The sequence below is a fragment of the Terasakiella pusilla DSM 6293 genome, assembly GCF_000688235.1.
Lineage (GTDB): Bacteria > Pseudomonadota > Alphaproteobacteria > Rhodospirillales > Terasakiellaceae > Terasakiella > Terasakiella pusilla.
The window spans coordinates 1-12,613 of the sequence record NZ_JHYO01000031.1; the positions used below are offsets into that span (position 1 = coordinate 1).

The 12,613-nt window shown below is 49.4% G+C and carries 10 protein-coding genes; 5 read left to right on the plus strand and 5 right to left on the minus strand.

Features of this window, described 5'->3' with window-relative positions; all coding sequences use genetic code 11:
- Positions 1–190: 190 nt before the first annotated feature.
- The 3 genes from Q397_RS0116795 to Q397_RS0116805 form a co-directional block, all read right to left on the minus strand.
- A complete protein-coding gene (locus tag Q397_RS0116795) occupies positions 191–1,942 on the minus strand; it encodes an SGNH/GDSL hydrolase family protein (protein ID WP_028880400.1) in 1,752 nt (583 codons plus the stop codon).
- A 166-nt stretch (positions 1,943–2,108) separates the two neighbouring features.
- Positions 2,109–3,464, minus strand: coding sequence for an NADP-specific glutamate dehydrogenase (gene gdhA / locus Q397_RS0116800; RefSeq protein ID WP_028880401.1), 1,356 nt, complete (start codon positions 3,462–3,464; stop codon positions 2,109–2,111).
- Between the two features lie 297 nt (positions 3,465–3,761).
- Entirely contained in the window at positions 3,762–4,667 is a 906-nt protein-coding gene (locus tag Q397_RS0116805; RefSeq protein ID WP_028880402.1) for a LysR family transcriptional regulator, read from the minus strand.
- A 311-nt stretch (positions 4,668–4,978) separates the two neighbouring features.
- Between Q397_RS0116805 and Q397_RS0116810 the strand changes: the two genes are divergently transcribed.
- Genes Q397_RS0116810 through argE form a run of 4 tightly spaced genes read left to right on the plus strand, consistent with a single transcriptional unit; the run spans position 4,979 to position 9,246 of the window.
- Positions 4,979–5,971 carry a Bug family tripartite tricarboxylate transporter substrate binding protein gene (locus Q397_RS0116810; RefSeq protein ID WP_038014509.1) on the plus strand — a complete coding sequence of 331 codons (993 nt, stop codon included), beginning with the start codon at positions 4,979–4,981 and terminating at the stop codon, positions 5,969–5,971.
- A gap of 21 nt (positions 5,972–5,992) precedes the next feature.
- Positions 5,993–6,496, plus strand: coding sequence for a tripartite tricarboxylate transporter TctB family protein (locus Q397_RS0116815; RefSeq protein ID WP_028880404.1), 504 nt, complete (start codon positions 5,993–5,995; stop codon positions 6,494–6,496).
- Positions 6,497–6,538: 42 nt separating this feature from the next.
- Complete coding sequence (locus tag Q397_RS0116820; protein WP_028880405.1) at positions 6,539–8,032, plus strand: tripartite tricarboxylate transporter permease; 1,494 nt, start codon at positions 6,539–6,541, stop codon at positions 8,030–8,032.
- 14 nt (positions 8,033–8,046) lie between these two features.
- Complete coding sequence (gene argE, locus Q397_RS0116825; protein WP_051610236.1) at positions 8,047–9,246, plus strand: acetylornithine deacetylase; 1,200 nt, start codon at positions 8,047–8,049, stop codon at positions 9,244–9,246.
- 73 nt (positions 9,247–9,319) lie between these two features.
- On the opposite strand, the gene Q397_RS0116830 is transcribed toward argE, so the two are convergent.
- Both Q397_RS0116830 and Q397_RS0116835 read right to left on the minus strand, forming a co-directional pair.
- Positions 9,320–9,796, minus strand: a complete 477-nt coding sequence (locus Q397_RS0116830) for a GNAT family N-acetyltransferase (protein WP_028880407.1) — start codon at positions 9,794–9,796, stop codon at positions 9,320–9,322.
- 292 nt (positions 9,797–10,088) lie between these two features.
- Positions 10,089–10,505, minus strand: a complete 417-nt coding sequence (locus Q397_RS0116835) for a MarR family winged helix-turn-helix transcriptional regulator (RefSeq protein WP_028880408.1) — start codon at positions 10,503–10,505, stop codon at positions 10,089–10,091.
- A 166-nt stretch (positions 10,506–10,671) separates the two neighbouring features.
- Here Q397_RS0116835 and Q397_RS0116840 point away from each other — a divergent pair, with 166 nt between their 5' ends.
- Complete coding sequence (locus Q397_RS0116840; protein WP_028880409.1) at positions 10,672–12,591, plus strand: FAD-dependent monooxygenase; 1,920 nt, start codon at positions 10,672–10,674, stop codon at positions 12,589–12,591.
- Positions 12,592–12,613: the final 22 nt, after the last annotated feature.

Genomic DNA, 12,613 nt, shown 5'->3' on the forward strand with positions numbered 1-12,613 from the left:
TTTCAGTTTTCCCATGTCTTTTCTCCTTATCCATGGATTTGAATAAGCCAGAAAAACTAACATTTCGTGTGGATCACTTTTTGGGGGCTACGCCAAGCGCGCGAATGATGCGCTGGTTGCTTATTGCGAAAGGATTGGCCAACGCATAGAGGTGAGCACCAATGATCACTTCTTTGTTTTACGTTGAGCTTTATTTGTCCTTTAGGGACCGCAGCATTTCGGGATGTTCGTCAACGAGGAAGGTTGAGACTGCCCTTGCGCCCCAGTTATGGCCTATCGCATTCCAATGCCCATCAAAGAGGAAACGTGGCTTTTGAGATGTCCCCCAAGTCTGGAAGATCGGGAAAAGGTCTAAAAAGGTCAGATCCAACGCCTGATTAATATGTTTGAGTCGTTCAATGCGTCTTTTCGGGTCGAGTTGGCGATGGTTCCAGTTGGAAATAGAAGTGCGTGTCCAATCGTCAATGGCGACAACGAGTAAATGGGCCTTGTCTTTTTGGGCCAACAGTTTGAATTGGCGCAAAGATTCTTTTGTGGAAGCGAGAGCATCTTCAAAGACGGGGGGCAGCTTTTCAGCAAAAAACATATTGTGCATATTGAGGTCGTTGGTGGGGTTCCAGTTCCCAAAGCTGTCAGCCAGATCGGGGTAAGCCTTGATCATTGCCAGCTGGTTAGCGCGCATTCTCTGTTTAAGCGTAAGTTCGGATGGAATGTCATAGACTTTATGATGCCAGTCAGGGTCTTGATTCAGGCGGCTGAATGTTCCGTCTGCGGTTGGTTCAAAAAATAAAATCGGGGGATGCTTGGGGTCCCAATTATAGTTGAGTGACGTCAAGCGTGTGGAGTTATTGGCAAAATCGTTGCCAACGGTCAGCAAAATGATCAGATCCGGTTCCAGACGCGGCGCAAATTTTTCGTAGAAAGCAAGTTGGTTGCTTTGCCCTGTCCCGTTGGATCCCAGCGCAACAATATCCATATCAAAGTCGGGCATTGCCTGTTGGAGATGGTCTTTCAGGCGAATGTGAAATTTCTCGTCGATTTCGATTTGTTGGCCTTCGACAAAAGAGTCGCCAACTACCAGAATGCGAAACCGCCCTTGTGGTTTGGGTATTACCGGTTCATGGTCCAGCATACCAAGGGAGTTGGAATGTTGCACCGTCCAATAATCTGTGTGATTGGTCGCGTAATAGGTCTGGTTGGGCAGGTAGGTAAAGCCAGTCTCCGGGTCATAAATTCGGGGGATATTTTTTTCTGTAAACGGGATGAGATGGCGTAAATAAGCTTCGCCGCCAGCCATACAGACAAGCAAGGTTAGAAGACTCATAGATGAACTGATCAGGACCGTTTGACGGATTTCCTTGTTTTTAAACAGGATAACCAGCAACAAAAGGCCGCTGACCCATAGAGCCGTGGTTATCATATTGGACACAAGGCTGTGGTGTGCCGATTGGATGATGAGGCTATAGCGATAGCCGCTGGCTCGCGGTGTAAGTCCATTTTGGGTGTTGAAGTAGAGCTGTCCATTTTCAAGGGCAAAGCTCTCTTGATCGGCAATGGCTACATCCTGTGCGCTGGAAAGTTGGCGCGCAGGGGGCAGGCATTGCCAGTTCAATAAATGCCAGTTACTGAGGACTTTAGATAAGCGGTGTTGTAGCCAATAGGAGATGCGCCAGCCCTCAAGCGCTGCAAGAATGTCGCGTGGAATGACTGTTGCGTTTTTTTCCACTTTGCAAAAGCGCATGTCACGATCAAGGTCTTTAAGGGGGAGTTGATTGGTGATCTCGACGTTAAAGGTCGGTTCGTTCTCAACTTTTCTCAACTGGATTTTGACTTCTTTGGTCATAAGGCCGAAATCGTGATCCCCTATATGGGTCAGGAGATACCCAATCAATGACAGGAGAAAAATAGGAAAGAGACTGTTTTTCAAGAGACGCAGTGCCATTTGGGAACAGATCCTTTGCGCGACCTAAGATTGCTATGGTGAATGTATTTCAAGTTTTATGCCCTATAATCTTATCAACAGGCAAGACATCAGTGCCTGAATAAAAGAGAACCCCGCAACTGTGAAGGTGCGAGGTTCTCGTTTTTCGAAAATGCGGGGGAGTGCGTTAAATGACGCCCTGCATGTCCATAGCTTCTGCGACTCTGACGAAGCCGGCGATATTGGCCCCTAGAACGTAGTCACCGGGCGCGCCATATTCGTCGGCAGTGGTGGCGCAGGTATCATGAATGTCGCGCATGATTTTGGCCAGACGCTCTTCAGTTTGCTCAAAGCTCCAGCTATCGCGGCTGGCGTTTTGTTGCATTTCCAGTGCGGAGGTGGCGACTCCACCGGCATTGGCGGCTTTACCGGGCGCAAACTTAACGCCAGCTTCCTGAAAGGCTTTGATCGCTTCCGGGGTGGACGGCATGTTTGCCCCTTCTCCCACCGCGATAACGCCGTTACGGATCAGGGTGGCGGCCCCTTTACCGGAAAGCTCGTTTTGTGTGGCTGATGGCATGGCAACATCGCACGGAACGTCCCAAATCTCCCCTTTGCTGGTGGGGATGAAGTGGGCGCCTTCCCCGCGGCGTTTGACATATTCGCCGATCCGTTCGCGGCGAACCTCTTTAATCTCTTTCAAGAGGTCAAGGTCGATCCCATTCTCGTCAACCACATAGCCGGAGCTGTCAGAGCAAGCGATGACCTTACCGCCGAACGCCTGAACTTTTTCAATGGTATAAATCGCAACGTTGCCGGAGCCGGAAACGACAACTTTTTTGCCATCAAAATCAGTACCCATGGTTTGCAGCATGGCGCGCACAAAGTAAGTGTTGCCATATCCTGTGGCTTCCGTGCGGGCACGCGAGCCACCAAAGGCGAGGGCTTTACCCGTTAAGACACCGGCTTCAAAACGGTTGTTGAGGCGTTTATATTGACCGAACATATAGCCGATTTCACGTCCGCTGACGCCAATGTCTCCCGCAGGGACGTCAGTTTGTTCGCCGAGGTGACGGTGCAGTTCCGTCATCAGGGATTGGCAGAAGCGCATAATCTCGCCATCCGAGCGACCTTTCGGGTCGAAGTCAGATCCGCCTTTGCCGCCGCCAATGGGGAGGCCAGTTAGGGCATTTTTAAAAGTTTGTTCAAACCCAAGGAACTTGATGATCCCGACATTTACGGACGGATGGAAGCGCATCCCCCCTTTATAGGGGCCTAAGGCAGAATTGAATTGAACGCGAAAGCCCCGGTTAATCTGAACCTGTCCTTTGTCGTCAACCCATGGAATACGGAAAATGATTTGACGCTCTGGTTCGCAAATGCGTTCGATCAGCGCTTTTTCCAGATAATGGGGATGTTTGGCAACCACCCGTCCGAGGCTTTCGAGCACTTCATGGACAGCTTGGAGAAATTCATCTTCACCGGCATTGCGGCGGTGAACTTCAGCCAGAATTGGACGTAGCTTTTCGTCAATTGAATTCATACATTTTATCTTTCTTGGAGTATTTGTGTTTGCAATGTAGGCAACTTCTCAGAACAGAAGAGCTTCTCTCTTTCCATTTTAGGCGCCTTTCATTGAGCCTTCAGTGGTGAGGGCTGAGGCGGATTTTAGAGCTTGTGAAGAGGCGCAAACAAGGTTTTTCTCGCGTAAAGGGATATGTTTTTGTCGGGAAACCGCAGGTTTATAACATATTGAAAACCTTTGGTTTTGCAAGGTGACTCGGTCTTCGCGTTTCAGGGAAGTGTGGGCCTTTTAAATCTTATAGTTGTGGTTGTGTGTCTATAAGAATCCCATCTTGCCTTTCTGAGTGGCAAGTTCGGTTTGGATGTGATGAATGAACTGATTTTCGATTTGGGTCAGGGGGCGTTTGGTGTGAAAAAGAGTCACATCCCATTCAATTTTCGGGGTGAGGGGCAGGGCAATGGCTTTTTGTGGATCGATCATAAACTGTGCGAAAGGATCAAGGACGGCAATGCCGACGTTTTGTTCGACGAGTTTTGTGACCACGCGCACGGTGCGTGCCTCTGCGGAAGTTTTGCGCGACCAGCCCGCGACCTGAAAAATATAGTCAATGCGTGTGCGTAGCGGACTGCCGAGCGCAAGATCGATGAAGCTTTCATCGTGCAGGAGGTCAATATCAATGGTTTCAAAGCCTGCCAACTTGTGTTCACGGGGGAGCACGCAAATGGCCTGACAGGTGGCAAGCTTGGTCATTTCCAGCATGGGGTGTTTAAGGTTGAGGGTAATGCCGATCCCCAGATCACTATTGCCGGAACTGACCGTTTCCAAAACCCCTTCAAGGCCCAAGTCGTTGATGGTGATCAGCACGTTGGGGTGGCTGCGTTTAAAAGCGGCGACGGCATTTAAGAGGTAGGTATCGGCATGACTGGGCTGGGCGGTAATGCGAATGGCACCGGTTTGCTGGTTGGCAATGGCGCGTGCTTGGGTTTTTAGCTCGTTAAGACTGATCAGGGAGCGCGCGATGGTGGCTTGAAACTGTTCCGCCTCCCGCGTGGGAGTGAGCTGGTTGCCGGTGCGTTGAAAAAGGGCAAAGCCCACAGACTGTTCAAATTTGGACAATAAACGGCTGACCATGGGCTGACTGATGTTCATGGCTTCGGCCGCGCGGGTCACAGAACCATATGTCATGAAGGCGTCAAAACTTTCAATTTCTCGTATTTTCATTGTTTGTCCTTTAAGCGCTATTCGTATTTCGCATGCTTCTGGAAATGCGTTTTCCACATAGAAGCCATGCAGAAATCTAATTGCTTACTCAAAAAAATGAGTATTTCTAGCCCGATGCCGCGAGTGAGTAAAAAGATGTCGGTCAGTTAAAATGTTCATACCTTGGGTGGAAGTGGTGAAATTTAGTATGTTAAAAAGTTATACTGAAAAGCATTTGCTTGCAAGTTCGTTAAGCCTTACGTAACCATATTGTCATTCAAAGTTCATTAGATTCTTGATGAGAGACAAATCATCACAAGGAGGAGACACAGGTGAAGTTTTTAAAAGTCTGGAAACCTGGTAAGTTTGTTTTGTCAGCCCTGTCTGCACTGCTCGTATCTGTGAGTGTGCAAGCTGCGGATTACCCGACAAAAGCAATTACACTGGTTGCACCTTATGGCGCTGGTGGCGCTTCTGATTTGGCAGCGCGTGCGTTGGCAAACAGTGCAGGCAACCACACAGATGGTCAGCCGATCGTTGTTGTAAACAAAACCGGTAACGGTGGCATGAACGGTGCGCGTTTCGTATCACGTGCAAAAGCAGATGGTTACACATTGTTGCTGTCACGCGTCGGTATGGCCTTGTACCCGGCTGTCAACACAGAAAGCCCAGTTGGCTGGGATGACTACACATTCCTGGGTATGCTGGAAGCAACACCGATGATCTTGGCTGTGAACGCCGAGTCTGACATCAAATCCATGGATGATCTGGTTGCGAAAATCAAAGAAACAAACGGCAAGATGACTTATGCGTCTTCCGGCCCGACTGCGATTGACGGTTTCACCGTTCAGGCTTTGCTGTCTGATCTGGGTCTGAACCCGCAAGCCGCAGCCACTTTGGTTCCTTACAAAGGCGGTAGCGCATTGGCAGCAGCCCTGTTGGGTGGTCACGTTGACTTCCTCGCGATTGCTGCGGGCTCTTTGATGCCGCATATCCAAGCGGGTAAAATGCGTGCTCTGATGGTTTATGCGCCTAAGCGTATGGAAGCCCTGCCGGACGTCCCGACAGCCAAAGAACTGAACTACGCGCAAGCGGGTAAAGTTGGCGGCTGGAGTGGTCTGTATGGCCCGAAAAATCTGCCGGCTGAGGTTGTTGCAAAATGGAAATCCATTTTGGATCAAGTTGCAACGGACGAGTCTTGGTTGGACCTGACGAAAAAACGCGGTTCTATCTCCATCATCAATGATGAAGATCCGGTTGAGTTCGTTAAAGGCCAGTTTGAGCTTTACAACGGCATGGCCAAAACATTTGGCTACGTTAAGTAAGTGAATTGAGGAGGATGGGACATGCGTATTAATCGTGATTTAAGTTCCGGGATTTTGGCTCTTAGCTTTTTTGCTTTGGTGTTCTTTGTTCTGATACCGCTTTATGTGCCGGTTCCATCCTTCATTCCGGGCTTTGCCCCGCCCCCGGATATGTGGCCTAAAACCACAGCCGTTCTGGGGATGGCGATGGGCGTGCTCGCTTTAGCGCTCGCGATTGCTAAATCTAAAAAGCCTGCGCTGGAACAGGCACCTGATGCGGATGTGGAAGACCTTGTAGTGACCAAGCCGCACATGCTGCGCTTGGCAGTCCTTGTGGTTTCTTTCCTCGCGTTTATTTACGGGATGCCGTTTATCGGGTTTGTACCTGCTAGTATTTTATTGCTCGGCGTGTTGTTCGCCATGACGGGGACCTATCGCCACAAATGGTTGATGGTTGCCTTGTCGGTGATTTTCCCGTTGGCCCTTTATTTTATTTTTTCGCAATTTATCCATACGCTTTTCCCGATGGGTAGCCTTTTTTCTTAAGCGATTGATCGTTAATTTTATTTCGGATTGTTAGAGCCTGTTATGTGGAACGAATTAGCATATGCTTTTGATTTGGTCGCGACTTGGCAAAATGCCTTGGCGATCGGGGCCGGTATTTGGGCTGGTGTGATTATCGGTGCCATTCCGGGGATGACCGGGACAATGGCGGTGACGCTGGCGCTGCCGTTTACGTTTTACCTGTCACCGGTCACAAGTCTTTTATTGTTGGTCGCCCTTTATAAAGGCTCCACCTATGGTGGCTCGATTTCTGCCATTTTGATCAAAACACCGGGAACGGCCTCGGCTGCCTGTACCGTGTTGGATGGCTACCCGTTGGCTAAAAACGGCAAAGGCGGCAAGGCCTTGAACATGGCATTGGCTTCAAGCTGTATCGGGGATTTTATCTCCAACATGTCTTTGTTCTTCCTTGCAATTCCACTCGCAGCCTTTGCTTTGCAGATCGGCCCGCCTGAATATTTCATGCTCATGACCTTCTCTCTGGTGATTGTGGCGAGTATTTCCGGCCCGTCTTTGGTGCTGGGTGTTGTCTCTGCCTGTCTTGGCTTGCTGTTGGCGACTGTGGGCGAAGATATCTATGGCTCCTACCGTTTTGCCATGAGCGAGAATATGGAAGGTGGTCTGGGCGTGGTGCCTGTCCTTATCGGTCTGTTTGCCTTGCCGGAACTGATTAAGATGATTGTCTTTCGCCAGCCGGAAAACACTCAGGCCATGAAGCTGGGGGACAATCGGTTGTCCTTTGAGGAATTCAGAGGTTCCATCAAATCCATCGTCCGCGGCAGCTTTATCGGTGTCTTCATGGGGGCAATCCCTGGTGTTGGTCCGTCCACAGCGGCCTTCTTTTCCTACAGTGAAGCGCGTCGTACGTCTAAAAATGGCGATAACTTTGGGAAAGGGGAACTGGAAGGCATCGCGGCTTCAGAATCCGCAAACAACGGCTGTTGTGGCGCAACCATGATCCCGCTCTTGGCCCTTGGTGTGCCGGGTGATGTGATTACCGGCGTGATGCTGGGCGCGTTTATGATCCACGGTTTGACGCCGGGACCATTGCTCTTCCAAAATAATATCGGCGATGTCTATGCGTTGTTTATGGGCATGTTGTTCAGCTCCGCGCTGTTGTTTGTCGCAGGTCGTTTGACCGCTGGCGGCTTTGCCAAGATTTCAAAAATTCCGCGGGAAGTGTTGCTTCCCTGCGTGTTGGCGCTGTGTCTCTTTGGTATTTTCTCCATCGCGACCAACCCGTTTGACATTACCGTCCTGTTGATTATGGGGCTGGTCGGGTTTGTCATGATGGTCCTGGGGATCCCTGCAGCACCATTCCTCATCGCCTTTATTATCGGGCCGATGTTTGAAGATAATATGCGTCGTTCCCTTGCAATTTCCCGTGGGGAGTTATCCATCTTCTTTGACTCATGGATTTCCCTCGGCTTCCTTGCAATGACGATCTTTTTCACAATTTTAACAATTCGCCGCGAGTTACTGAAACGTAAAGCGCGCAAGCGAATTCAAACAAACTGAGCAGTAGATCAGACATGAAAACTCAAGAAGAAAACTTTTCAGAACTCTATAAAACGATAGAGTTGTTGGAAAAACTCGTCTCTTTCGACACCACAAGCTTTAAGTCCAACATGGCGCTTATTGAATATGTTCAAGGCTATTTGGCTGATTTGGGCGTAGAAAGTAAGCTGTTCTTTGATGACAGCAAGCAAAAGGCAAACCTATGGGCGACAATTGGCCCAGCCGACCGTCCGGGGATCGTCCTGTCTGGTCACACCGATGTGGTGCCTGCCCTTGAAGAAACATGGAAGAGTGAGCCGTTTGATCTGGTGGAGCGTGATCACAAGCTCTACGGTCGCGGCGCAACCGACATGAAGGGCTTTATCGCCTGCGCCTTGGCCTTGGCGCCAGAACTGAAAAAGCGTAACCTGCCGATCCCGTTCCACATTTGTCTATCTTATGATGAAGAAGTGGGCTGTTTAGGCGTCGGTCGTATGGTGGAAGGGATTGCAAACTCCGGTGCTGTACCGATGTTCGCTCTCATTGGCGAGCCGACACAGATGTTTGTGGTCAATGGTCAGAAGGGAAAGCATTCCATGCGGGCGAAAGTCTATGGGACAGCGGGCCATTCGTCCTATGCGCCGCACCACGTGAATGCGATTGAATATGCGGGTCGGATCATTCAGATGATCTCCCAGTATGCCGATAAAATTGCTGAAGAAGGCCCGTTTGACCATAGCTTCACTGTACCGCACAGCACAATGCTGGTCACAACCATCAATGGCGGTGCAGCCACCAACGTGACACCGGAATATTGCGAGTTTACTTTCGAAATTCGTCATATCCCCGAACATGATGGTCAGGCCGTTTTGGATGACCTGATGAAGAATGTGGAAGCCGAGTTGTTGCCGCAGATGAAAGCGATTTCAGAAGATGCGGGCATCAAGTGGGAGAAAGTCTTCTCTTATCCGGGCATGGGGGATTGTCTTGATGATGAAGCGTTCGACCTGATCCGTGATGTTTTGCCGGAAGTTAGCGGCAAGGTCTCTTACGGGTCTGAAGGCGGTATCTTCGAGAAAGTCGGCGGAATCCCGGCGATCATTTGTGGCCCGGGCAACATTGAACAAGCTCACCAGCCGAACGAATATGTTGAGATCGACCAGCTGGATAAATGTCTGGCTTTCTTGCGCAACGTTGTTGACGCTGTCGAGAAAAAGCACGCAAACGAAGACTAAGACTTTTTAGTCCTAACACAAAAAGCCCTGTACCTTTTGCAGGGCTTTTTTCTTGAGCTTATGACGGGGCAGGTTAAAGAGCGCGTTCCATATAGGTCGCATCATCGCCATAGCTGTCGGACACGTCATGAGGGACTTCGATGAAGCCGTGTCTTTCCCAAAAAGCTTTGGAGCTTTGGATGGACACAAGACTGATCTTGTCAAAGCTACCCTGTTGCGCCTTCTTCAAAAGGTGCTCAACCATTCTTGTGCCGACGCCTTTGCCCTTCGCAGCCGTGGAGACGGCTAGATCATGAAGAAACAGGATCGGCCCCGCATAGTCCTTTGGCAGAAGTTCTGACAGGCTGGGCGTGGTGTCGCTATTCCAGGCGTGGGAGAGCAGGTAAGACAGTAAAAGACCATCCTCACGATAGTAAAAGCACAGGTCAGGGGACTTGATCCATTTGTCCTGCAAAACCTCTAAAGGTTCCGGTTCGATCTGGTGATAGACGTCGTTTTGTAAAACGTTGATGTCGGCCCAAGTCTCTTGGGTAATTGGCAGGATTGGCATGGTCGTTTTGGTCGTGTTAGTTGGGGGGAAATAAAACAGCCGTGACACAAGGGATACGGCTTAGGCTGATACTGGTTGTCTGAGAGTGGGTGGTAGGCCAGGAGGGGCTTTCGAGGGGAAGACTGTATTCATCCGGTAACGATTTAGGATGGATTCTCCCCTTGGCAATATCGATGTTGATATCAGTTTGGTCATTCTTTAGGTCACGTAATTAGCGTCAAATATCAGGAATGGTCAGCATTGGCAAGGCTCTGGCATAATAGACAGGCGTATTGGATGGCGCTTCTCTGGGTTAAGAGATTGCTTTTTGTAGAAGCTTTAAAAGATCTTTTTGTTCAGTTTCATCTAGGTTTTGTAGAATGTCATGCTGTAGATCCGCCACGATTGGTGCTACTTTTTTATAGCTTTTCAACCCGTCCTGACTGAGACGGACCTCGCGGGCGCGGCGATCCTTTTTGCTGACTTCGCGTTGTATAAACCCTTTTTGTTCGAGCCGATCAATCACCCCGCCGATGGTTGCCCGGTCATAAGCAATGATGCTGGCGACCTGGGCTTGTTCAATGTTGGGATGATTATGTAACACCTCAAGTGTTGCGAATTGCACGGGGGTTAAATCAAAACCGACGTCATGGAGACGCTGCTGAAAAATTTGTGTCGAAATTTGATGTAGCCGTCTGATCAGATGGCCCGGCATATTGTTTAATGACATCCGATATCCCACATTTTTGTCAAACAATTATTCATAAACAATAGCTTAGTTGAAATGGTAAGTACACTTATTTTTTTGTTGACGGAAAATAATATGTATAGATATGATAAGTATACATATTAAAAATCCAAATCAGGATTGAGGCTTTGCAACAGGAGAATAATTTATGCAATATTATGTGGATGGTTTTCGCGGCGGGAACCCGGATCAGAAAAATGCTGCCCCGACACGCCGAGATTTTAGCCCCCATACCCCCTTACCCGAAGAAGTGGATGTCTTAATCGTCGGCACGGGGCCTGCCGGATTGTGTCTGGCTGCGCAACTGTCGCAATTCCCCGATATCAGCACTATGATTGTGGAAGCTCAGCCGACCAATATTGAAAAAGGTAAAGCAGACGGCATCAATACACGCACGATGGAAATGTTTCAGGCGTTTGGCTTTGCCGATACGATTAAGCGCGAAAGCTATTGGGTGAACCAAACAAGCTTCTGGATGCCGAATCCTGAAAACCCGAAGGAGATTAAACGCATTGGGCGGGTGCAGGATGTGGCGGATGACTCGTCCGAAATGCCCCATATTCTGATCAATCAGGCACGTATCCATGAACTCTTTATCAATGTGATGAAAAACGCGCCGACCCGTATGCAGCCGGACTATAACTGGTCGGTTTGTGATCTGAAGATCGATACAACAACGGAAGATCATCCCGTCACGGTTACGTTGAAAGATACCGGTGTAAACTGGGGAGAAACAAAGAGTGTCCGGGCAAATTATGTGGTTGGTTGTGATGGGGCGCGTTCTTATGTGCGCGAAGCAATCGGCGGTAAGCTGGAAGGGGATGCGGCCCATCAAGCTTGGGGGGTGATGGATATTCTCGCGAATACGGATTTTCCAGATGTACGGCAAAAATGTCTCATCACATCTGCCCACGAAGGGAACGTTTTGATTTTGCCGCGGGAAGGGGGCTATCTTTTCCGCATGTATGTGGAATTAGATAAACTGAAAGAAGATGAACGTGTCTCAAACCGCAAATTCACCCAAGAAGATATGATCGCGGCGGCGAACCGAATCATGCAACCTTATAGTATTGATGTGAAAGAGGTTGTGTGGTGGTCTATCTATGAAATTGGTCACCGTATGACAGACCGTTTTGATGATGTGCCAGCAGGCGAAACTGAAAGCCGCATGCCACGTGTCTTTACCGCAGGGGACGCTTGCCACACTCATAGCCCGAAAGCAGGGCAAGGTATGAATGTTTCTATGCAGGATACGTTTAACCTGGGTTGGAAATTGGCCCATGTGCTGCAAGGGCGATCCCCTGCAAGTTTGCTCCATAGCTATTCTGCAGAACGTTGGGCAGAGGCCAAGCGTCTTGTGGACACCGATCATGAGTGGGCGCGTATTATGTCGGCTCCGCCGGGTGAGTCTGAACTGGATCAAGGTGATGAACCCCGCTTCGTGCGCCAGTTTAAGGAAAACCTCGAATTCACGGGGGGGCTGGCGGTTAAATACGGCCCTTCTGTTTTAACAGGTCCTGATACCTATCAAGGCTTGGCAACAGGTCAAGAAGTGGGGCGCCGTTTCCATTCAGCCCCAGTTGTGCGTTTGGCAGATGCAAAGCAACTACAGCTTGGCCACGTGGCGCAAGCGGATGGCCGCTGGCGTATTTATGCCTTTGCGGGGAAAAATGATAGTTCCGATAAAGGGTCCGCGATTCACAAGTTGGCGGACTGGCTTGAAAAAGATGCGAATTCTCCCATCGTCAAATATACCAAAGAGGGGGAGAATATTGATGGGTTGATCGATTTTCGGGCCGTTTTCCAGCAAACCTTTGACTTGCTGGCCTATGAAGATATGCCCTCACTTCTGCGTCCCAAAACCGGCAAGCTTGGTTTGATGGATCATGAAAAAGTCTTCTGTGTAGATCATAAAGGCGTTGGTGATATCTATGATATGCGCGGGATTGATCGTGAGCAGGGCTGTATGATCGTGGTGCGTCCGGATCAGTATATTGCCCATATCCTGCCTTTGGACGGGTATGACGATTTGGCAGCTTTTTTTGATGGCTTTTTAGTTAAAACATAAAGAAGACGATAGGTGACAGAAA